The sequence below is a fragment of the Saccharothrix deserti genome, assembly GCF_009769385.1.
Classification (GTDB): domain Bacteria; phylum Actinomycetota; class Actinomycetes; order Mycobacteriales; family Pseudonocardiaceae; genus Actinosynnema; species Actinosynnema deserti.
In genome coordinates this window covers 473,026-494,924 of the sequence record NZ_ML775960.1, presented here as the reverse complement: position 1 = coordinate 494,924, position 21,899 = coordinate 473,026, and the positions used below count along the sequence as shown (strand labels likewise).

The window sequence follows — 21,899 nt, the reverse complement described above, 5'->3', positions numbered from 1 at the left end:
AGGCCGACGCGGGACCGCTGTCACGGGCCCCAAGGGGTTGCGAACGGCCCGTGTATCCGGCGTCCTCACCTGCGACGAGTCGGTGATCAAGGTTAATTGTGAGCGGCGCCACACCCGAGCGAATCCTCCGAACGGGTGACCTCACCCATGGCAGTCGTCAGCGACCGGCAGAGGGCGATTCGGGTCGAAGTGGCCGTGGCTGCCGTCGCTGAACTCCGGGCCGGAGCGCACTGCCGATCCGGAGCGCACTGCCGATTCTGACGACCGGTTCAGTCCGGGCAGCCGTCGGCCGGTGACGAGGGCGCGCCGAGGTCGAAGTCCAGGCCCGGCGGCAGGGACGGTTCGGTGAACGCGGGCGCGAGGTAGCCGCGCTTGGCGGTCGAACACGCGATCGAGTGCAGCGAGCCCGTCGACGCGTCCGCCCACAGCCCGGCCACGCCGGGGTCGCCGGTGCGGACGGCGTACCGCACCTGGAACCGCGACAGCGCCACCACGTCCATCGGCCCGCGCACCGCCTCGGGCCGGTCGGGGGTGAACGCGTAGGCGAACGTGTAGTCCGTCCGCACCACCAGCTCACCGCCCGGCCCGGCCTCGGCGGCCATCTCGCCGCGCACCTTCGGCGCCACCTCCGCCAGCCGCGAGTCCTTGTCCACCCGCGTCACCACCAGCGCCGCCTCACCGTCGTTGCGGCCGTCGAACAGCACCCGCAGCGAGTCGCGCAGGTCCGGCGCGAACAGCCCGAAGAACGGCTCCAGGTCGTGCTCCACCACCACCCGCCGGTCGAGCCGGGCCGTGACCACCGCCTGGCGAACCTGTGCGTAGGCCTGTGCTACCTGGTCCGCGGGGAACGTGCCGACCTGCCGCGGCTCCGGCACCACCACCCCCGCCTCGCCGTCGGCCCAGGACGCCGCCGCGGTGCCCGCGAACGGCTCGTCCAGGTCCACCGCGCGCTGTCCCGCAGGCGAGTCCGACTGCGTCTCGAACACCGCCCACGCCAGCACCACCGCCGCCACCGCGATCGCCAACCCGCCCCAGAACCGCCGCCGCCGCAGCCTGGGCCACCTCCGCACCCGCCCCAACCGCGCCTCGCGCTCGGCCCGCCGCACGGCGTTCCGCGCCCACCCGGCGTCCTGGAGGTCGGGATGGTCCTCGATCCGGTAGTCGTCCACTGGGCCCCCTCGTGTCACCTCTAGGCGTTAGCACGAAACGGTGACGAATGCGATACCTGCCGTCACCGGCCCCCTGCGTCCGATCACGTTTGAGGGCAGGAACACCACACGCGGAGGCCGCTAGCAGGTATCTGGTTAGAAGTCGATACCCGCGCCTCCGTAGACTTCGACCGTGACTGAGACCCCCACCGCACCGCAGCGCTCCGAACTCCCGCCGGCGTGGAACCCGGCCGAGGTAGAGGCCGGGCTGTACGAGCGGTGGGTCGAGCGCGGCTACTTCACGGCCGACGCGAACAGCGACAAGCCGCCGTTCTCCATCGTGCTGCCGCCGCCGAACGTCAACGGCAGCCTGCACATGGGCCACGCGATGAACCACAGCGTGATGGACGCGCTCACCCGCCGCCGCCGCATGCAGGGCTACGAGGTGCTGTGGCTGCCCGGCACCGACCACGCCGGCATCGCCACCCAGACCGCGGTCGAACGCGCCCTCGCGGGCGAGGGCAAGTCCCGCCACGACGTGGGCCGCGAGAAGTTCGTGGAACGCGTCTGGGAGTGGCGCGAGGAGGTCGGCGGCCGGATCCTCGGCCAGATGCGCCGCCTCGGCGACGGCGTCGACTGGACCCGCGTCCGCTTCACCATGGACGAGGGCCTGTCCCGCTCCGTCCAGACGATCTTCAAGAAGCTCTTCGACGACGGCCTGATCTACCGCGCCGAACGCATCATCAACTGGTGCCCGCGCTGCCAGACCGCGCTGTCCGACATCGAGGTCGACCACTCCGAGGACGACGGCGAACTCGTCTCGATCCGCTACGGCTCCGGCGAGAACTCGATCGTGGTCGCGACCACCCGCGCCGAGACCATGCTGGGCGACACGGCGGTCGCCGTGCACCCCGAGGACGAGCGCTACGAGCACCTCATCGGCACCGAGGTCGAGGTGCCGCTGACCGGCCGGTACGTGCCGATCGTGGCCGACGAGCACGTCGACCCGAAGTTCGGCACCGGCGCGGTCAAGGTGACCCCGGCGCACGACCCGAACGACTTCGAGATCGGCCAGCGCCACCAGCTGCCCGCGCTCACCGTCATGGACGGCCGCGGCGTGATCACCGCGCACGGGCCGTTCCAGGACATGGACCGGTTCGAGGCACGTCCGGCGGTCGTCGCCGCGCTGCGCGAACAAGGCCGGATCGTGGCCGAGAAGCGCCCGTACCAGCACTCCGTCGGCCACTGCTCGCGCTGCGACACCGTCATCGAGCCGCGCCTGTCCATGCAGTGGTGGGTGAAGGTCGCCCCGCTCGCCGAGGCCGCCGCCGACGCCGTGCGCGACGGCCGCACCACCATCCACCCGCCGGAGCTGGCCAAGCGCTACTTCGACTGGGTCGACAACCTCAACGACTGGTGCATCTCGCGCCAGCTGTGGTGGGGCCACCGCATCCCGGTCTGGTACGGCCCGAACGACAAGGTCATGTGCGTCGGCCCCGACGACGAGCCGCCCGGTGAGGGCTGGGTGCAGGACGAGGACGTGCTCGACACGTGGTTCTCGTCCGGCCTGTGGCCGTTCTCCACGCTGGGCTGGCCCACGCCGACCAGCGACCTGGCCAAGTTCTACCCGACCAGCGTGCTGTCCACCGGCTACGACATCCTGTTCTTCTGGGTCGTCCGGATGATGATGTTCGGCCTGTACGCGATGGACGGCAAGCAGCCGTTCGACCACGTGTTCCTGCACGGCCTCATCCGCGACCAGTTCGGCAAGAAGATGTCGAAATCGCGCGGCAACGGCATCGACCCGATCGACTGGATGGACGCCTACGGCGCCGACGCCACCCGGTTCACGCTGCTGCGCAGCACCAACCCCGGCTCGGACATGGCGCTGGCCGACGAGTGGGCCGCCGGCTCCCGCAACTTCACCACGAAGCTGTGGAACGCCTCCCGGTTCGCGCTCAACAACGGCGCCACCGTGGCACGCCCGCTCCCGGCGCGCGACGAGCTGACCGACGCCGACCGCTGGATCCTCGACCTGCTCGACCAGCTGGTGTCCGATGTGGACGGTCAATTCGAGGCGTTCCAGTTCGCCAAGCTCAGCGAGGCGCTCTACCACTTCACCTGGGACGAGTTCTGCGACTGGTACCTGGAGCTGGCCAAGGTCCAGCTCGCCGAGGGCGGCACCCGCGCCGAGGCCACCCAGTCCGTGCTCGGCCACGTCCTCGACGTGGTGCTGCGGCTGCTGCACCCGCTGACGCCGTTCATCACCGAGACGCTGTGGACCACGCTGACCGGCGGCGAGTCGCTGGTGATCGCGGACTGGCCGAAGCCGACCGGCGCCGCGCGCGACGAGGACGCCGCCACCCGGATCGAGGGCCTGAAGAAGCTGGTCACCGAGATCCGCCGGTTCCGCTCCGACCAGGGCCTCAAGCCCGCGCAGAAGGTCGCGGGCAAGGTCCGCGGCGCGTGCTGCGTCGACCTGCTCGACCAGGTGGCCGCGGTGCGGTCGCTGACCAGGATGACCGAGCCCGGCGACGAGTTCTCGGTGACCGTGTCGCTGGACGTCGGCCTGCCCAAGGGCACCGTCAAGGTCGAGCTGGACCTGTCCGGCGCGGTCGACGTGGCCGCCGAGCGCAAGCGGCTGGCCAAGGACCTGGCGGTGGCCGAGAAGGAACGCGCCCAGTGCGAGGGCAAACTCGGCAACGCCGCGTTCCTCGACAAGGCGCCCGCCGAGGTGGTGGCGAAGATCCAGGCGCGGTTGGCCGCGGCCAACGCCGAGATCGACCGCATCCACGCCCGCCTCGACACCCTGCCGCAGGACAGCGGGCAGTCGTGAGCGGCTTCGAGACGGGGGCGTTGGAGGAACTGCGCCAGGTCGAGGCGGAGCTGAACACGCGCTGGCCCGAGACCAAGATCGAACCGAGCCTCGACCGCATCCGGGCGTTGGCGGACATCCTCGGCGACCCGCAGCACGGCTACCCCGTGCTGCACGTCGGCGGGACGAACGGCAAGACGTCCACGTCGCGGATGATCGACGCACTGCTCGGCCGGATCGGGCTGCGCACCGGCCGGTACACCAGCCCGCACCTCCAGCTGGCCACCGAGCGGATCAGCGTGGACGGCGCGCCGATCAGCCCCGAGCGGTACGTCGAGATCTACCGCGACATCGAGCCTTACGTGTCGATCGTGGACGCGCGCGGCGACGTGCCGATGAGCAAGTTCGAGGTGCTCACCGGCATGGCGTTCGCCGCGTTCGCGGACGCGCCGGTGGACGCCGCCGTGATCGAGGTCGGCCTCGGCGGGTCGTGGGACGCGACGAACATCGCCGACGGCCGGATCGCGGTCATCACGCCCATCGGGCTCGACCACGTCGAGTACCTCGGTTCGGATCTGGCGGGTATCGCGGAGGAGAAGGCCGGGATCATCAAGCCCGGCGCGGTCGCGCTGCTGGCCCAGCAGGACGCCGCCGTCGAACAGGTGCTGCTGAAGCGGTGCGCCGAAGTGGACGCCTCCATCGCGCGGCTGGGGTCCGAGTTCGGCGTCATCCAGCGCGACGTCGCGGTGGGCGGGCAGATGCTGCGGCTGCAGGGGCTCGGCGGCGAGTACGACGAGATCTTCCTCCCGCTGCACGGCGCGCACCAGGCGGCGAACGCGGCGCTGGCGCTGGCCGCCGTCGAGGCGTTCTTCGGGGCAGGCGCCGAGCGGCGGCTGGACGTGGACGCGGTGCGCGAGGCGTTCGCCACGGTCAGCTCGCCCGGCCGGCTGGAACGGGTCCGCTCCGCGCCGACCGTGCTGGTGGACGCGGCGCACAACCCGCAGGGCGCGGAGGCGCTGGCCAAGGCGCTGGACGAGGAGTTCGGCTTCCGGAAGCTGGTCGCGGTGGTCGGCGTGATGCAGGAGAAGGACGCGGTGGGCATCCTCAGCGCGCTGGAACCGGTCGTGCAGGAGGTCGTGCTGACCGCCAACTCCTCGCCCCGCGCGATGGACCCCGACCTGCTCGCCGGGATCGCGATCTCGATCTTCGGCGAGGACCGGATGGTCGTCCAGCCGCACCTGGACGACGCGATCGAGGAGGCCGTGCGGCTGGCCGAGGAGAGCGACGACGGAGACATGGTGTCCGGCGGCGGCGTGGTGGTGACCGGCTCGGTCGTCACGGCGGGCGACGCGCGGGCCCTGTTCGGCAAGGAGCCCTCGTGACCTCGGCCTCGGCGCCCAAGGACGTTCCGGCGCCCAAGAAGGACCCGATGAAGGCCTTCCGGGGCATCATGGCGGTCACCCTGATCCTCGAGGTGATCGTCGTCGCCCTGGCGCTGCCGGTGGTGGCGAAACTGGGCGGCGGTATCGGGACGGGCACCGGGTACCTGGTGCTCGGGCTGATCGTCGCGCTGATCGCCACGTGCGCGCTGCTCAAGCGGTCGTGGGCGGTGTACGTGATCGCCGCGATCCACGTCGTGATGGTGGCGTCGTGGTTCGCGATGACCGCGCTCGGCGGCATCGGCGTGGTGTTCAGCCTGGTGTGGGTGTACCTGCTGTGGCTGCGGCGTGACGTGGCGAAGCGGATGGCCGAGGGCCGGCTGCCCAGCCAGCAGGGCTAGGTAAGACGGGCCAGGGTAAACGGGCCTGGGTAAAAACGGTTTGGTGCGGGTGCCGCCGGGCGGCCAGGGTGGCGGCATGGACGTGGAGTTCCGCCGGTTCGACGTCGGCGAGGCAGACGAGCTGGCGGGCTTCCTCGCCGGGGAGACGTGGCCCTACCACGGGACCGCGCGGGTGGATCGGGACAGCGTGCGGAGCCGGGCGGCCGGCGGCTTCTACGACAACGCCTCCACGCGGACGTTCTGGATCACCGCCGGTGGTTCGGCGGTGGGTGTGGTGCGGCTGTTCGACCTGGAAGACGACACGGCCATGTTCGACCTGCGGGTGCGCGCGGCCGACCGGGGCAAGGGCGTCGGGCAGCGGGCGGTCCGGTGGCTGACGGCGTACGTGTTCACCGAGTTCCCGGCGGCGCACCGCATCGAGGGCACCACGCGCCAGGACAACCACGCGATGAGGGCGGTGTTCCGGCGTTGCGGGTACGCCAAAGAGGCCCACTACCGGCAGTCGTGGCCTGGTGATGGCGGGGCGCGGTACGACGCGGTCGGGTACGCGATCCTGCGTGACGACTGGTCCACCGCAACCGTGACTGTGCCCGACTTCGACGACGAGCCCGCCTGAGCCCGTCCGGGGGCGGGCAGCCCGGCCACCACACGACCAACGTCCCCGAGCAATACAGCTAGCTCGCGAGGCGGCGGGCGAGCAGGGCGACCATCGTGCGGAACCGGCCGTTCGGGGTGTCCAGCGGCCAGCCGAGCACGTCCTCGGCCCGTGCCAGCCGCGCGGCCACCGAGCTGTGGTGCAGGTGCAGCGACTCCGCCGCCTTGCGCAGTGAGCCGCTGACGCAGAACGCCTCCAGCGCGGCGACGTCCAGCCTGCCGCTCGGCGTCGCCGCCAGCGCGTTCAACGCGGTCACGTCGGCGTCGTGCCGCAGCAGCTCGACCGGCACCTCGGCCAGCAACGCCGTCGCGCCCAGGCTGGTGAAATCGGCCACGGGGTGCTCGGCGGAGGTGAACCGCAGCGCCTGCTGCGCCTGCTGCCACGACGCGTGCGCGTCCAGACCGCCGACCGTCCCACCGAGACCGAGCCGCACCTCGCCGCCACCCCGCCCGTTCAACGCCTCCGCCAGCCCCGGCGAGTCCGGCGGTTGCAGGACGAGCGCGGCACGCCGTCCGACGAGCGCCACCCGCACCGGCACGTGCCGACCCGTGCGGGCGACGAGCCGGACGGCCTCCGCACCGGGATCGAGCCCCGGACCGCACTCCACGGCCGCGATCCGCAACGGCCGGTCGTGCGCGAGTCCCAGCAGCTTCACCGCCCGTGCCCGGTCCTCGGGCGCCTCCCGTTCGGACAGCACCAGCTCGACCAGCGCCGGGTCCGCCAGGTGCGGCGCGGCGGTGTGGTGGGGCGGTTCGAGCACGCGGATGGTGATCGCGCAGCGTTCCAGCACCAGGTCGTCCAGCGGACGGGGGCCGTCGGCGCGTTCCAGCCACACCCGGCCCGACTCGCCGATCGGGGCCTCACCGGTCACCGCGCCCGGCTCACCCGTCGCCGGCTTGCCGTCGGGGCCGTGGCGCAGCGGCGGCCTGCCTTCGAGCTCCACACCGACCACGCAGTCGGCTAGCCCGGCCGTCGAACGCACCACTTCGGGTAGCGTCGCCCGCGCCTCGACCAGCGTGTCGAAGTACGCGATCACCCGGATCGCGGTCTCGGCATCGGCGTCGAGCGCCGAGAGTTTGCGCAGCAGGCCCCGCACGTCCACAGCGTAACCACCGGGGGCGTTGTCGCAGGCCGGCGCGACTGTCGGGTTCCCGGCGGCGGAAAACCGACGCGTGTCGGAGGTGCTGCCGAGTGGCGCCGACCACACTCGGAAAACGAGTCTCGGCAGCGGAGCCGAGTCCTCGACCGCATCGGAGACCACCATGCCCTACGCGATCGACCCGGAACTCGCGGCCGCGGTGCAGTTGCTGCCGGAGCTGGACCTGACCGACCTGCCCACCGCCCGCAAGGGGATGGACGAGCTGGCCCGCGAGCTGGGCGAAATCGACGAGACGGGCGTGACCGTCACCGAACGACAGGCGATCAGGGCGGACGGGACGGAACTGGCGCTGCGCGTCTACCGGCCCGACGACGCCGCGCCCGCCGCGGTCCTGGCCATCCACGGCGGTGGTTTCGTGATCGGCAGCGTCGACGCCGAACACGGCCGCAACGTGCGGCTGGCCAAGGAGACCGGCGCGGTGGTCGTGGCCGTCGGCTACCGGCTCGCGCCCGAGACGCCGTTCCCCGGTGGCCTGGAGGACTGCTACACGGGCCTGGAGTGGCTGGCCGCGCACGCGCACGAACTCGGCGTCGACCCCGGCCGGATCGCGATCAACGGGCACAGCGCGGGCGGCGGCCTCTGCGCGGCGCTGGCGTTGCTGGCCCGCGACCGGGGCGGCCCGCGGATCTGCTTCCAGTACCTCGGCGTGCCCGAGGTGGACGACCGGCTGGAGACCCGCAGCATGCGCGAGTTCACCGACACCCCGGTGTGGAACCGGCCGCTCGCCGAGCTCAGCTGGGACAGCTACCTCGGCGAGGGCAAGCGTGGCGGCGACGACGTCTCGCCCTACGCCGCGCCCGCCCGCGCCACCGACTTCACCGGCCTGCCGCCCGCGTACGTCTCGGCGATGGAGTTCGACCCGCTGCGGGACGAGGGCATCGCGTACGCGCTCAAGCTGATCGACGCGGGCGTGCCGGTCGAGTTGCACGTGTTCAGCGGCACGTTCCACGCCTCCGTGCTGGTGGCGTTCGCGCAGCAGTCGCAGCGGGAGATGGCGGAGGAGGCCGTGGTGCTCCGCCGTGCGTTGGGCCTGTAGGCGACGGGTCCCGTTCACCCGGAATTCGGCTTCACCGGTTACAAACCCGCGCATGAGCGATGGTGTGGTGAACCGGCGGACGCTGCTGCGCGCCGGTGCGATCGGTACGGCCGCGGCGATTGTGCCTGGAACTCTGGCGTTGCCCGGCGGTGTGGCGTTGGCGCGTGGTGGCGACCGGCCGGTGCTCACGCACGGTGTGCAGTCCGGTGACGTGACGTTCGACGGCGGTCTGGTGTGGACCCGGGCCGACCGTCCGTCGCGGATGCTGGTGGAGGTGTCGTCGGACCCGTCGTTCCGGCACGTCCGCACCGTGCGCGGGCCGCTGCTGACGCCGGAGTCCGGCGGCACCGGACGGGTGCGGCTGCGTGGTCTGCCGGGCGGGCGGGAGGTGCACTACCGCGTCGTCGCCGAGGACCTGGACGGCCGCACCCGCAGTGAGGCCGTGGTCGGCAGCTTCCGCACCGCGCCGCTGGGCCCTGATGACGTGCGGTTCGTCTGGTCCGGTGACGTGGCGGGTCAGGGTTGGGGCAGCAACCCGGACCTGGGCGGTATGCCGATCTTCGGCGCGATGGCCGCACGCCGTCCCGACTTCTTCATCAACAGCGGTGACACGGTGTACGCGGACGGGCCGTTGAAGGAGTCCGTGACGCTGCCCGACGGGCGCGTGTGGCGCAACGTGGTGATCCCGGAGAAGCTGAAGGTCGCCGAGACCCTGGACGAGTACCGGGGCCAGTTCGCCTACAACCTGCTCGACCCGCAGTACCGGTCGTTCGCCTCGCAGGTGCCGATGATCGTGCAGTGGGACGACCACGAGGTGGTCAACAACTGGTACCCCGGTGAGATCCTGACCCTGCCGCAGTACACGGAGAAGCGGGTGGACGTGCTGGCCGCGCGGGCGTTCCAGGCGTTCCACGAGTGGCAGCCGATCGACCCGCGGCAGGCGGTGGACGGTCGGGTGTACCGGAAGTTCCGGTACGGCGCGCACGTCGAGGTGTTCGTGCTGGACATGCGGTCGTACAAGGACGCCAACACCTCGCCGAAGGACGGCGCCGGGCACGTGCTGGGGGAGAAGCAGGCCCGGTGGCTGGTGGACTCGCTGGACCGCAGCCGGGCCACCTGGAAGATCATCGCCGCCGACCTGCCGATCGGCCTGACCGTGCCGGACGGCACGGACATCGAGGGCGTGGCCAACGGGCTGCCGGGTGCGCCGGGCGGGCGTGAGCACGAGTTGGCGTGGGTGCTGAGCGAGCTGAAGCGGCGGCGCGTGCGCAACACCGTGTGGCTGACGGCGGACGTGCACTACACCGCCGCGCACCACTACTCGCCGGCGCGGGCGTCGTTCCAGGACTTCGACCCGTTCTGGGAGTTCGTCTCGGGTCCGCTCAACGCGGGCGCGTTCGGCCCGAACACGCTGGACCCGACGTTCGGGCCGGAAGCGGTGTTCGTCAACGCCCCGCCGGCCGCGAACACCACGCCGTTGGACGGGTTCCAGCACTTCGGCGAGGTCGAGGTGTCGCGTGACGGTGAGCTGACCGTGTGGCTGCGTGACATCAAGGGCACGTCGTTGTGGAGCAAGACCCTTCAGCCCCGGCGTTGACCCTCGGGTGACCCGAGACCCCACAGTGGAGGGGTGACGGACGAGCTGATGACCATCGGGCGGTTCGCGCACCTCAGCGGGCTGACCGTGCACGCGCTGCGGCACTACGACGACGTCGGGCTGCTCGCGCCCGATGTCGTCGACCCGGCGTCGGGCTACCGGCGCGAGCAGGTGCGCCGCGCCCGGCTGATCCTGGCGCTGCGCTGCCTGGACCTGCCGATCGAGGAGATCCGGCGGGTGGTCGACGGCGGTGACGCGACCGCGGTGCTGACCGGCCACCGCAAGCGGCTGGAACGGCAGCGTGACGTGCTCACCGCCCGGCTCGGCGACGTAGACCGCTACCTGGAGGAGGGGATCACCGTGTCCACACCCGGCACGGGCGTGCGCCCGGTGCAGATGAAGATCGCGGTGGACGACGCGGCCAAGGCCGCGGAGTTCTACCAGACCGCGTTCGACATGCGGTACGAGGTGACCAGGCGGGCCGGGAACGACGAGTACTCGTCGCTCATCATCGGTCAGCCCGGCACCGACGGGTTCTTCCTGATCCACCTGCTGGACGACCGCACCGACACCGACCGGCTCGGGCCCGGCACGTTCGGGCTGCTCGTGCCGGACCTGGACGAGTACCACGCCCGTGCGGTGAAGGCCGGCGGAACGGAGGTGGTCGCGCCGCGTGACTCGGTCGGCATGCCGCGCAACTCGGCGGTGAAGGACCCGTCCGGCAACTGGATCTGGCTGTACCAGGAGTAACGCAAGGTTCTGCAAGGACTTGCAGCCGGATGGACCTTGTTCGACCAAGATTGTCGTGGTTTTGTGCACCTCGCCCCACGCTCGATGCCGGGGCGGGGTTGCAAAATCTTGCGACAAGGAGGTCGCGTGATGCGTCGGGCCGTCGCCGCGCTCATCGCCCTGGCCGTTGTGCCGTTCGTGCCGCTCGTGTCACCACCGGCCGGCGCCGCGCCCGAAGTCCAACGGCTCGCCGTAGGAGCCGTCACCGATATCGCGCCCGGTGTGCGCACCGAAGACCGGAACCTGGCCAAGGACGCGTTGCGCGCCGATCTGACCGGTGAGCGGTTCTACTTCGTCATGCCCGACCGGTTCGCCAACGGCGACCCGGGCAACGACCGCGGCGGCACGAGCGAGACCGACCGGCTCAAGAGCGGCTACGACCCCGCTGACAAGGGCTTTTACCACGGTGGCGACCTCAAGGGCCTGCGCGACAAGATCGGCTACCTGGACGACATGGGGATCACCGCGATCTGGATGACCCCCATGTTCCAGAACCGCTGGGTGCAGGGCTCCGGTGACGACATCTCGGCGGGCTACCACGGCTACTGGACCACCGACTTCACCAAGCTCGACCCGCACTTCGGCACGACCAACGACATGCGGCGGCTCATCCAGGACGCGCACCGCCGCGGTATCAAGGTCTTCTTCGACATCGTCGCCAACCACACCGCCGACCTGATCGACTACGCCGAGGACGAGCACGACTACGTCAGCACCGGCGCGCAGCCGTACCTGGACGAGTACGGCAACCCGGTCGACATCTCGGAGATCGCCGGTCGACCGGACTTCCCGGAGCTCACCGCCCCGTACACCCCGGTGGTGAAGGGCGAGAAGACCCCGGCCTGGCTCAACGACCCGCGGCTCTACCACAACCGCGGCGACTCGACGTTCAGCGGCGAGTCCAACGAGTACGGCGACTTCTTCGGCCTCGACGACCTGATGACCGAGCACCCGGCGGTCGTGAAGGGCATGAAGCGGATCTTCACCAGCTGGATCGACACGCTCGGCATCGACGGCTACCGCGTCGACACCGTCAAGCACGTCAACATGGAGTTCTGGCAGGCCCTCGCGCCGCACGTGAAGCAGTACGCGGCGATGCGCGGCAAGGAGGACTTCTTCGTCTTCGGCGAGGTCTTCGACGCCGACCCGGCGTTCACCTCCCGCTACACCACCACCGGCAGGATGCAGGCCACGCTGGACTTCCCGTTCCAGAGCGGCGCGGCCACGTTCCTGTCCGGCGGAGGCGCGGCGCGGCTCGGTGAAGTGCTGGTGGACGACGACCGGTACACCGACGCGGACTCCAACGCCTCCTCGCTGCCGACGTTCCTCGGCAACCACGACATGGGCCGGATCGCGTGGATGGTCCGGCAGAGCCGTCCCGGCATCTCCGAGGCCGAGTTGCTGGACCGGCTGGAGCTGGGCAACGCCCTGATGTACCTGTGGCGCGGCAACCCGGTCGTCTACTACGGCGACGAGCAGGGTTTCGCGGGCACCGGCGGCGACAAGCTTGCCCGGCAGGACATGTTCGCCTCGATCACGCCGGAGTACGCCGCCGAGGATCTGATCGGCAGCGACCGGACCGGCGCGGTGGACAACTTCCGCACCGACCACCCGCTGTACCAGCAGCTCAAGAGCCTGGCGAAGTTCGCGGACGCCGACCCGGTGTGGCGTGACGGCAACCAGGCTTTGCGCCTCACCCGGGGTGACGTGATCGCGTTCAGCCGCACGGGTCGCACCGAGCAGGTCGAGCACGTCGTGGTGGCCAACGCGGGCACCGCGCCCGCGACCGTCGACGTCCCGGTGTCCGGCAAGGGCTACCGGCCGATCTGGCCGTCCGCCGGTTCCCGGGTGAACGCCGCCAACGGCAAGGTCACCGTGACCGTGCCCGCGTTGTCCGCCCTGGTGCTCAAGTCGACCGGCAAGCTCGCCTCCGCCGCGCCCGCGCCGACGTTGGCCGTGCCGCCGACCGGCGCCGTGCTGGACGACCGGGTCGAACTGCGCGCCGACGGCGTCACCTCGCCGTACGCGCAGGCCACGTTCGCCGCACGGGTCGAGGGCGAACGCGACTGGCAGGTGCTCGGCACCGACGACGCCGCGCCGTACCGGGTGTTCGCCGATCTCGCCGGGCTACCGGGTGCGGCGGTGGGCAAGAACGTCGAGGTCCGGGTGGTCGCCAAGGACGCCAAGGGCACGTTGGGCGCGGACGGCGCCCGCGTCGGCCTGGTCGCCGCGCCGCCGGTCGAGCCGCCCGGCACGGTGACGTCCGACTGGCTGGTGGTGCACTACAACCGCCCGGCGGGCGACTACGACGGGTGGGGCCTGCACGCGTGGGGCGATGTCGAGAACGCGCCGACGTGGGACGCGCCGCTGCCGTTCGCCGGTGAGACGCCGTACGGCCGGTTCGCCTGGATCAAGCTCAAGCCGGGCGCGAGGTCGGTCGGCATCATCGCCCACCGCGGTGACGAGAAGGACACCGACGGCGACCGGTTCGTCGACCCGAGCGTGACGCCGCAGGTGTGGCTCAAGCAAGGGCAGACCGCCGTGCACGCGAGTGAAGTCGCCGCTAATGGCCAAGCCGTGGTGACACATACAGGTGACGCCACCGGGCTCGCGGTGCGCGCGGGCGGTGTCGACTACCCGTTCAGCGGGGGAGTGGCGACGATTCCGGCGACCGCGCCGGTGGAGTTCTCCGTGGTGCGCGGCGGCACGGTCGAGGCCTCCGGTCGCACGGCGGGACGCGCGTGGGTCAACGGCGACAAGGTGTACGCGAGCCTGGCCGCCGCGCAGAACCGGGCAGTGATCCACTACAACCGGCCCGCCGGCGACTACGGGGACTGGACGCTCTACCACTGGACCGGGTCGTTGGAACCGAGTCCCGGCTGGAACCAGTCACGGGTGCCGGACGGCGCGGACGGGTTCGGCATGTACTGGTCGGTCCCGCTGGAACCGGGCGCGGCGGGGTTGAGCAACATCATCCACCGGGGCGACGCGAAGGACCCCGGCCCGGACCAGTTCCTCGACGTCACCGGCACCGGCTACGAGGTCTGGTACGTGTCCGGCTCCACCAAGCCGGACGGCTCGATCTCCTACGTGCTGCCGCCGTCGGGCGGTGAGGGCGCGGACGACGACCTGACCAAGTCCAAGGCGATCTGGGTGTCGGAGGACCTGGTGGTGTGGGACGTGCCGGTGGTGCCGTCCGACGGCTACCGGCTGGAGTACGACGGCAGGGTGCTGCGGCTGGAGCCGTCGTCGGACACCGTGCCGTTGCCGCACTTGCGGGGCAAACCGGTGTTCCGGGTGCGTGACGGTGAGCGGCTGGACGAGGCGTTGCGCGGCAAGCTGTCCGCCGTGCACGTCGACTCCGGCGGTGGTCTGCGGCACCGCACGGGCGTGCAGATCGCCGGTGTGCTGGACGACCGGTTCGCCGCCGCGGCCTCCCGGTTGACGTACGGGCCGACGTTCGACGGCGACCGCGTGACCGCGCGGTTGTGGGCGCCCACGGCGTCCTCGGTGAAACTCAAGCTGTTCGACCAGCCCGGCGGCACGGCGACGACCGTTGACCTGGCGCGGGACGACGCGTCCGGCTCGTGGTCGGCCTCGGGGGCGTGGCGGGACGAGTTCTACCTGTACGAGGTGACGGTCGCCGGACGCACGGTGACCGTGACCGACCCGTACTCGGTGGCGCTCGCGGTGAACTCGACGCACTCGCAGTTCGCCGACCTCGGCGACGCGCGCACCATGCCCGCCGACTGGGCCGGGCACGTCGCCCGCGGCCTGGACGGAGACCCGACCGAGCACGGCATCACCGAGCTGCACGTACGGGACTTCTCCATCGGCGACACGTCCGTTCCGCCGTCCGACCGGGGCACGTACCGCGCGTTCACGCACGCGTCGTCAACGGGCATGACGCACCTGCGGGAGCTGGCCGCCGCGGGTCTGGACACCGTGCACCTGCTGCCGACGTTCGACATCGCCACCATCCCCGAGAAGCGTGCGGACCAGCAGCAACCGGCGTGCGACCTGGCGTCGTCGCCTCCGGATTCGCCGGCGCAGCAATCGTGTGTGGCCGCGGTCGCCGCGAAGGACGGCTTCAACTGGGGCTACGACCCGTACCACTACGACGTGCCCGAGGGCTCTTACGCGACGGACGACGCGCAGACCGGGTGGGCGCGCTCGAAGCAGTACCGCGAGATGGTGAAGTCGTTGCACGACAACGGCAACCGCGTGGTGGTGGACGTGGTCTACAACCACACGGCGGCCTCCGGTGACGCGCCGACGTCCGTGTTGGACAAGGTGGTGCCGGGGTACTACCAGCGGCTCAACCTCGACGGCACCGTGGCCGACTCGACGTGCTGCGCGAACACCGCCACCGAGAACGCCATGATGGGCAAGCTCGTGGTGGACTCCGTGGTGCGGTGGGCGCGGCTGTACAAGGTGGACGGGTTCCGGTTCGACCTGATGGGCCACCACCCGAAGGCGAACATCCTGGCCGTGCGGGCGGCGCTGGACGCCTTGACCGTCGCCGCCGACGGCGTGGACGGGCGCAAGATCCGCATCTACGGCGAGGGCTGGGACTTCGGCGAGGTCGCGGGCAACGCCCGGTTCGAGCAGGCCACGCAGCCGAACATGGCAGGGACGGGCATCGGCACGTTCAGCGACCGGCTGCGTGACGCGGTGCGCGGCGGCGGGCCGTTCGACGCCGATCCCCGCGTGCAGGGGCTGGCGTCCGGTCTGGCGGGTGATCCCAACGGCGCCCCGGCCAACGGCGACGTGACCGCGCGGCTGGCGAACCACACCGACCTGGTGAAGCTGGGCATGGCGGGGAACATGGCGTCGTACCGGTTCCAGTCCACCGGCGGTGGGGAGATCTCGGGCCGTGACGTGTCGTACAACGGCTCGCCCGCCGGGTACACGGGCGGGCCTGCCGACGTGATCACGTACGTCGACGCGCACGACAACGAGACGTTGTTCGACTCGCAGACCTACAAGCTGCCCGTCGCCACCTCGATGCCGGACCGCGTCCGGATGCAGAAGGTGGCCCTCGCGCCCGTGCTCCTGGGCCAAGGCCAACCTTTCCTGCACGCGGGCGCCGAGTTCCTGCGCTCGAAGTCGTTGGACCGCAACAGCTACGACTCGGGCGACTGGTTCAACCGCTACGACCCGTCGTTGCGGGACAACGGTTTCGGTCGCGGCCTGCCGCCGGCGGCGGACAACGAGGACAAGTGGCCCTACGCCGCGCCGCTGCTGGCCGACACCGCCCTGAAGCCTTCACCGGCCGACATGCGGTCCGCTCTGGGCAACACCCTGGAACTCCTCCGCATCCGCAAGTCCTCGCCGCTGTTCACCCTGAACGACGCGACACTGGTGCAGCAGAAGCTGTCGTTCCCGAACGCCGAGTCAGGCGTGGTCGTGGCCTTGCTCGACGACACCGCGGGCCCGGACACCGACCCTCGGTTGAACGGCGTCCTGGTGATCGTGAACCCGTACCCGGCGGAGAAGTCCGTCGCAGTCGCCGGCGACTGGCAAAACCACACCCTGACCAGCGACAAGGCCATCGTCGACGGCAGCACGATCAAGGTCCCGGCCCGCTCGGTCGTGGTGCTCACACGATGAGGCGAGATCCGTCGCGGTAATGGGCGTGCAGGCGGCACTCCAGGGCTCAGTGATCGGCCAGTTCGACCACCGGTGGTAGGTGATCACGTGCGCCACGAGGAACGCCACCAGCACGGCCACCGCGAGCGGAGCGGTGCGTGACCGCCTGCTGACCGCGTAGAAGACCGTCAACGGCACTATGACGATCAACACGAGACTGCTGACCCACACGTCCGCCATGAACGTCCCGAGGAACAACCCCGGCGCGTTCTCCAGGTCCAACGTGTGCAGCACCGCGAACGCCGTGTGCCAGTCGTAGTGCGATACCGCGAGCAGGCGCAACAGCACGAACATCACTGCGGCCCCGGTGACGAGGATGATGTCCGCGTGGGGCTTTTCGGTGGTCACGGCGGGCACTGTCGCACCTGCGGCTACCCTTGACTCCAGTTGCACAGTTGCACAATCCGTACGAAGGAGTACCGACCGCCGTGAGCGAGCGCACCCTGGTCCTGGTCAAGCCCGACGGCGTCAGCCGCGGCCTGGTCGGCGAGGTCATCTCCCGCATCGAGCGCAAGGGCCTCACGCTGGCCGCCCTCGAACTGCGCACCGTGGACCGCGCGACCGCCGAGCAGCACTACGCCGAGCACGACGGCAAGAGCTTCTACAACGACCTGGTGGAGTTCATCACCGGCGGCCCGCTGGTGGCGATGGTCGTGGAGGGCTCCCGGGCGATCGCGGCGTTCCGCCAGCTGGCCGGCGGCACCGACCCGGTCGAGAAGGCCACGCCCGGCACGATCCGCGGCGACTTCGGCCTGGAGGTCCAGTTCAACCTGGTGCACGGCTCGGACTCGCCGGAGTCCGCCGAGCGCGAGATCAAGCTCTGGTTCCCGAACCTCTGAGCTGCCCGTAAGAACGGCCCGTAACGGCTTGTAACGGCCCGGAACCGCTTGGTTCCGGGCCGTTCGCCGTACTGGCGTACTGGCGGCACTCGCGCGGCCCGAGGCCTAGGAGCGCTGCGCCGCCGTGCTCGGGATCAAGTCCAGGTTCGCCAACCTCTGCGCGACGCCTGACCACCGGGCCGGTCCGAAGCCGAAGCCGAGGCCGGGCCGCCGCGTCCGAAGACCACGGGCCCGCACACCGAACACCCACAGGCGCAGGGCGGCGAACCGGGCGAGCCCGCCGATCACGCTCATCGCCAGCAGCACGGCCGACTCCTGGTCGACCGTCGGCGTCGCGACCAGCGACGCGACCAGGAACAACCCCAGCGAACTGGACGAGCAGGCCCACACCCCGCTGACGACGTTCTGCACGAGCATCCGGCCACCGGCGGCCCGCGCGCCGCCGAAGGTGAACCGGCGGTGCAGTTCGGAACCCGCCACGGTGGTCACCGTGACCGCCACCACGTTGGCCGTCATCGGGGACAGCCACCCGCGCAGCGCCGCGTAGATGGCGATGCTGGCGAGCGTGGACACCGCGCCGACCGAAGCGAACTTCGCCGCTTGTCCGAGAACCCCGCCCTTGCCCGTCAACATCATGAGAAGAAGTCTGACCGGTCATGCTGTCCGGACTCTGTGCGTTGTCTATGTGCCGGCTGTCGGTCTTGCCGTCCCGGTGAGAGCCTGGTCACGACCGGCTGGAGGCCTCGGAACGCCGGGGTGACGAGCCCAGGCCACCGGCCGCCGAGCCGTGCAGCACGACACCCTCCCGGTGGCCGAGCGGGAAGTACATGCGGACGTCGTCGAACCGCACGTCACCGACCGCGATCACGTTCGGCAGCCGTCCCCACTCGCGGAAGCCCAGGCGTTCGTACAGCTGGATCGCGCCGTGGTTGTTGCCGCGCACGCCGAGCGTCAGCATCTCCAACCCGGCCGCGCGGGCGTGCTCGATCACCGCCCGCACCAACCTCGAACCCAGCCCCAGCCCGCGTGCCGCCGGGTGCGTCGTCACCCGCCGCACCTCGGCCATGTGCCCGAACACCTCGCTGTCGGACCGGCGCCACGTCGCCGTGCCGCGCAGCACACCGTCCACACGCGCCACGACGAGCGCGCCGTCCTCCGGTGAGCCGAGCACGCTGTCCAGCCACGCGTCGGTCTCCGCGCGTCCCGGCGGGGTCAGCCAGCCGATCGCGCCGCCCGCGGCCACCACCACGTGCAGCACCTCGTGCACCTCGGCCCGCAGCTGTTCATCGGCCACCGTCGGCCAGATCAGGTCGATCTCCACGGTGTCACCCTAAAACGGCTCCGGGAATGTCGGACGCCGCCGCTAACGTGATGGTCGTGACCTCCACCCTCGTCCACGCCAAGGGCCTGACCAAACACTTCGGCTCGTTCGAAGCCGTCCGGGGCATCGACGTCGAGGTCGGCAAGGGGGAGGCGTTCGGCTTCCTCGGCCCCAACGGCGCGGGCAAGTCGTCGACCATGCGGATGGTCGCCTGCGTGTCCCCGCGCACCGGCGGCGAGCTGCGCGTGCTCGGCATGGACCCGGACGTGGACGGCCCGAGCATCCGCGCCCGCCTGGGCGTGGTGCCGCAACAGGACAACCTGGACACCGAGCTGACCGTCCGGCAGAACCTCCAGGTCTACGGCCGCTACTTCGGCCTGTCCCGGTCGGCGGTGCGCGAGCGTGCCGTGGAGCTGATGGAGTTCGCCCAGCTCACCGACCGCGCCGACGCCGAGGTGGAGCCGCTGTCGGGCGGCATGAAACGGCGGCTCACCATCGCCCGCTCCCTGGTCAACGACCCGGAGCTGCTGCTGCTGGACGAACCGACCACCGGCCTGGACCCGCAGGCCCGCCACCTGCTGTGGGACCGGCTGTTCCGGCTCAAGCAGTCCGGCGTCACGCTCATCATCACCACCCACTACATGGACGAGGCCGAGCAGCTGTGCGACCGGCTGGTGGTGATGGACGGCGGCCGGATCGCGGCCGAGGGCTCGCCGTCCGAGCTGATCCGCCGCCACTCGACCAGGGAAGTGCTGGAGCTGCGCTTCCCGCCGGGCGAGCAGAGCGCCGCCGAGGTGCGCGACCTGGCCGAACGGGTCGAGGTGCTGCCCGACCGGGTGCTGCTCTACACCGGGGACGGCGAGGCGGCGTTGTCCGCGGTCCACGCGCGGGGCGTGCGGCCGGTGTCCACTCTGGTGCGCCGCAGCACGTTGGAGGACGTGTTCCTGCGCCTGACCGGCCGGACGTTGGTGGACTGATGAACGCGCACGTCCTCGGCCCGTTCCGCGCCGCGCTGGTCGCGGTGGAGGGCCACTGGACCTGGTACCGCCGCAACTGGCGGGCCACGGTCATCTCCAACTTCCTCCAGCCGGTGCTGTTCCTGCTGGCCATGGGCGTCGGGTTCGGCTCGCAGGTGCAGGCGGGCGAGGCCACCGGCGGCCACCCGTACGTCGTGTTCCTGGCGCCGGCGCTGCTGGTGATCACCGCCGTGCAGAACGCCGTGTTCGAGGCCACGTGGGCGGTGTTCTCGGCGTTCAAGTGGCAGCGGTCGTACCTGGCGGTGGTGTCCACTCCGATCACCCCGGCCCACGTCCTCTACGGCCAGCTGCTGTGGATCGCGTTGCGCCTGGCCGCCGGCACCGCGGTGTTCCTCGGCATCGCCGTCGCGCTCGGCGCGATCACCAGCCCGTCGGCGGTGCTCGCCGTGCCGTTCGCGGTGCTCGCCGGCATGGCGTTCACCGCGCCCGTGGTGGCCTTCACCGCGACCAGGGAGAAACCGGACTCGTTCAACGCGATCTTCCGCTTCCTGGTGATGCCGATGACCCTGTTCACCGGCGGGTTCTTCCCGCTGAGCCAACTACCGGACTGGCTGCACCCGCTGGCCTGGGTCACGCCCGTCTGGCACGGCATCGAACTGGCCCGCGGCGTCACGTTCGGCACCCTGCGCCTGCTGCCCGCCGCGGGCCACGTCGCCTACCTGGCCGCCCTGGTCGTGCTCGGCATCGTCCTGGGGCGCCGCTACTTCCACCGGAGGCTGGCCGTATGACCCGCGAGTCCTCCACGCAGGCGCCGCGAACCGCGGACACCGCGAACCCGCCGGTCGCGCCGAGGAGCAGCAACGGCCTGCTGTTCCGGATCGTCCCGCCCGGTCTGTACGCGGGCCGTTCGCACGTCCTGGTCGAACGCTCCTACCTGGTCAGCAAGCGCGCCTGGATGTCGGTCCTCTCCGGCTTCTTCGAACCGCTGTTCTTCCTGTTCTCCCTCGGCTTCGGCTTCGGGCAACTGGTCACCACCGTCGAGGGCCCCGGCGGGCCGATGCCCTACGCCGCGTTCGTGGCGCCCGCGCTGCTGGCGGCGTCGGCGATGAACGGCGCGGTGTTCGAGGCGACGTTCAACCTGTTCTTCAAGTTCAAGTACGCCAAGGTGTACGACGCGGTGCTGGCCACCCCGATGGGCCCGGTCGACATCGCGCTCGGCGAGGTCACCTGGTGCCTGATCCGCGGTGGCCTGTACTCCGGCGGGTTCATCGTGGTCATGCTCGGCTTCGGGCTGATCAGCTCGCCGTGGGCGCTGCTGGCGCTGCCGGTGTGCCTGCTGGTCGCGCTGGCGTTCGCGGCGGCCGGCATGGCCGCGGCCACGTTCATGCGGTCGTGGCACGACTTCGACCTGGTGCAACTGGCCGTGATGCCGATGTTCCTGTTCTCGACCACCTTCTACCCGCTGTCGGTCTACCCGGGCTGGCTCCAGACCGTGGTCCAGTGGACGCCGCTCTACCACGCGATCGAGCTGATGAGGGCGCTGACCACGGGTTACGTCGGCTGGGGCGCGCTGGGCCACGTCGCGTACTTCGTGGTGATGGCGGCCATCGGAGTGGTTGTCGCGGCCCGGAGGCTCGGCAAGTTGCTGCTCACCTGAAGTAGTTGAACACTGGACGAACCCCGAGGATCGGAGGTCCGTCCATGGATGTCATCGCACTCGTCGGCCGCATCCTGTTCGTGTTCGTCTTCTTCGGTTCCGCGATCGGCCACTTCACCCAGACCGGGGCCATGGCCGGGTACGCCGCCTCCAAGGGCGTCCCGGCGGCGAAAATCGTCACCCTCGGCACTGGCGCGCTCCAGATCGTCGGGGCGTTGATGCTGCTCCTGGGTGTGTGGGCGGATCTCGGTGCGCTGCTGCTGGTGATCTTCCTGCTGCCGACGGCGTTCCTGATGCACCCGTTCTGGAAGGAGACGGACCCGCAGGCCAAGCAGATGGCGATGACCCAGTTCAGCAAGGACCTGTCCCTCGCCGGCGCGGCGCTGCTGTTCTTCGGCCTGTACGCGGGCGCGGGGTCCGAACTCGGCCTCACCGTCACCGGACCGCTGTTCTGACGCCCGACGGCGCTGCCGT

At 70.8% G+C, this 21,899-nt stretch carries 17 protein-coding genes; 13 read left to right on the top strand and 4 right to left on the bottom strand.

The genetic code is table 11. From position 1 onward, the window contains the following. Window positions 1-269 precede the first annotated feature (269 nt). Window positions 270-1,169 (bottom strand): hypothetical protein, encoded by a 900-nt coding sequence (locus FM051_RS04560; protein ID WP_158840901.1) that lies wholly within the window; start codon window positions 1,167-1,169, stop codon window positions 270-272. A 172-nt stretch (window positions 1,170-1,341) separates the two neighbouring features. Here FM051_RS04560 and FM051_RS04555 point away from each other — a divergent pair, with 172 nt between their 5' ends. Genes FM051_RS04555 through FM051_RS04540 form a run of 4 tightly spaced genes read left to right on the top strand, consistent with a single transcriptional unit; the run spans window position 1,342 to window position 6,359 of the window. Further along, a complete protein-coding gene (locus FM051_RS04555; RefSeq protein ID WP_158840899.1) occupies window positions 1,342-3,984 on the top strand; it encodes a valine--tRNA ligase in 2,643 nt (880 codons plus the stop codon). Next, window positions 3,981-5,345 (top strand): bifunctional tetrahydrofolate synthase/dihydrofolate synthase, encoded by a 1,365-nt coding sequence (gene folC / locus FM051_RS04550; protein WP_158840897.1) that lies wholly within the window; start codon window positions 3,981-3,983, stop codon window positions 5,343-5,345. The genes FM051_RS04555 and folC overlap by 4 nt, the downstream gene beginning before the upstream one ends. A 47-nt stretch (window positions 5,346-5,392) precedes the next feature. Further along, entirely contained in the window at window positions 5,393-5,743 is a 351-nt protein-coding gene (locus tag FM051_RS04545; RefSeq protein ID WP_158841078.1) for a DUF4233 domain-containing protein, read from the top strand. 43 nt (window positions 5,744-5,786) lie between these two features. Beyond that, entirely contained in the window at window positions 5,787-6,359 is a 573-nt protein-coding gene (locus FM051_RS04540) for a GNAT family N-acetyltransferase (RefSeq protein ID WP_238412126.1), read from the top strand. Between the two features lie 58 nt (window positions 6,360-6,417). On the opposite strand, the gene FM051_RS04535 is transcribed toward FM051_RS04540, so the two are convergent. Continuing rightward, window positions 6,418-7,494, bottom strand: a complete 1,077-nt coding sequence (locus FM051_RS04535) for a PucR family transcriptional regulator (protein ID WP_158840895.1) — start codon at window positions 7,492-7,494, stop codon at window positions 6,418-6,420. A 166-nt stretch (window positions 7,495-7,660) separates the two neighbouring features. Between FM051_RS04535 and FM051_RS04530 the strand changes: the two genes are divergently transcribed. From FM051_RS04530 to ndk, 5 genes are all read left to right on the top strand, one after another. Further along, window positions 7,661-8,593, top strand: coding sequence for an alpha/beta hydrolase (locus FM051_RS04530; RefSeq protein WP_158840893.1), 933 nt, complete (start codon window positions 7,661-7,663; stop codon window positions 8,591-8,593). 52 nt (window positions 8,594-8,645) lie between these two features. After that, window positions 8,646-10,190 (top strand): alkaline phosphatase D family protein, encoded by a 1,545-nt coding sequence (locus FM051_RS04525; protein ID WP_158840891.1) that lies wholly within the window; start codon window positions 8,646-8,648, stop codon window positions 10,188-10,190. Between the two features lie 33 nt (window positions 10,191-10,223). Continuing rightward, window positions 10,224-10,940 carry a MerR family transcriptional regulator gene (locus tag FM051_RS04520; protein WP_158840889.1) on the top strand — a complete coding sequence of 239 codons (717 nt, stop codon included), beginning with the start codon at window positions 10,224-10,226 and terminating at the stop codon, window positions 10,938-10,940. Window positions 10,941-11,069: 129 nt separating this feature from the next. Continuing rightward, window positions 11,070-16,592 carry a pullulanase-type alpha-1,6-glucosidase gene (gene pulA / locus FM051_RS04515; RefSeq protein WP_238412132.1) on the top strand — a complete coding sequence of 1,841 codons (5,523 nt, stop codon included), beginning with the start codon at window positions 11,070-11,072 and terminating at the stop codon, window positions 16,590-16,592. Between the two features lie 467 nt (window positions 16,593-17,059). After that, the gene (ndk, locus tag FM051_RS04510; RefSeq protein WP_158840884.1) at window positions 17,060-17,470 is read left to right on the top strand and encodes a nucleoside-diphosphate kinase; all 411 of its coding nucleotides are present in this window, start codon (window positions 17,060-17,062) and stop codon (window positions 17,468-17,470) included. A gap of 105 nt (window positions 17,471-17,575) precedes the next feature. On the opposite strand, the gene FM051_RS04505 is transcribed toward ndk, so the two are convergent. Together FM051_RS04505 and FM051_RS04500 are read right to left on the bottom strand one after the other, a co-directional pair. Beyond that, window positions 17,576-18,106 carry a GtrA family protein gene (locus tag FM051_RS04505; protein ID WP_158840882.1) on the bottom strand — a complete coding sequence of 177 codons (531 nt, stop codon included), beginning with the start codon at window positions 18,104-18,106 and terminating at the stop codon, window positions 17,576-17,578. Window positions 18,107-18,194: 88 nt separating this feature from the next. Next, window positions 18,195-18,791 (bottom strand): GNAT family N-acetyltransferase, encoded by a 597-nt coding sequence (locus FM051_RS04500; protein ID WP_158840880.1) that lies wholly within the window; start codon window positions 18,789-18,791, stop codon window positions 18,195-18,197. A 56-nt stretch (window positions 18,792-18,847) separates the two neighbouring features. Between FM051_RS04500 and FM051_RS04495 the strand changes: the two genes are divergently transcribed. The 4 genes from FM051_RS04495 to FM051_RS04480 are packed head-to-tail and all read left to right on the top strand — an operon-like array spanning window position 18,848 to window position 21,880. Continuing rightward, window positions 18,848-19,768 (top strand): ABC transporter ATP-binding protein, encoded by a 921-nt coding sequence (locus FM051_RS04495; RefSeq protein WP_420803569.1) that lies wholly within the window; start codon window positions 18,848-18,850, stop codon window positions 19,766-19,768. After that, window positions 19,768-20,556 carry an ABC transporter permease gene (locus tag FM051_RS04490; protein ID WP_158840875.1) on the top strand — a complete coding sequence of 263 codons (789 nt, stop codon included), beginning with the start codon at window positions 19,768-19,770 and terminating at the stop codon, window positions 20,554-20,556. Before FM051_RS04495 ends, FM051_RS04490 begins: the two co-directional genes overlap by 1 nt. Next, window positions 20,553-21,425 carry an ABC transporter permease gene (locus FM051_RS04485; RefSeq protein WP_158840873.1) on the top strand — a complete coding sequence of 291 codons (873 nt, stop codon included), beginning with the start codon at window positions 20,553-20,555 and terminating at the stop codon, window positions 21,423-21,425. Before FM051_RS04490 ends, FM051_RS04485 begins: the two co-directional genes overlap by 4 nt. Before the next feature lie 44 nt (window positions 21,426-21,469). Continuing rightward, window positions 21,470-21,880, top strand: a complete 411-nt coding sequence (locus FM051_RS04480; RefSeq protein ID WP_158840871.1) for a DoxX family protein — start codon at window positions 21,470-21,472, stop codon at window positions 21,878-21,880. Window positions 21,881-21,899 lie beyond the last annotated feature (19 nt).

Coding starts and splice junctions, on each gene's coding strand:
- FM051_RS04505 (WP_158840882.1), bottom strand. CDS start 18,106: ATGATGTTGACGGGCAAGGGCGGGGTTCTCGGACAAGCGGCGAAGTTC.
- pulA (WP_238412132.1), top strand. CDS start 11,070: ATGCGTCGGGCCGTCGCCGCGCTCATCGCCCTGGCCGTTGTGCCGTTC.
- FM051_RS04545 (WP_158841078.1), top strand. CDS start 5,393: ATGAAGGCCTTCCGGGGCATCATGGCGGTCACCCTGATCCTCGAGGTG.
- FM051_RS04480 (WP_158840871.1), top strand. CDS start 21,470: ATGGATGTCATCGCACTCGTCGGCCGCATCCTGTTCGTGTTCGTCTTC.
- FM051_RS04485 (WP_158840873.1), top strand. CDS start 20,553: ATGACCCGCGAGTCCTCCACGCAGGCGCCGCGAACCGCGGACACCGCG.
- FM051_RS04525 (WP_158840891.1), top strand. CDS start 8,646: ATGAGCGATGGTGTGGTGAACCGGCGGACGCTGCTGCGCGCCGGTGCG.
- FM051_RS04530 (WP_158840893.1), top strand. CDS start 7,661: ATGCCCTACGCGATCGACCCGGAACTCGCGGCCGCGGTGCAGTTGCTG.
- FM051_RS04490 (WP_158840875.1), top strand. CDS start 19,768: ATGAACGCGCACGTCCTCGGCCCGTTCCGCGCCGCGCTGGTCGCGGTG.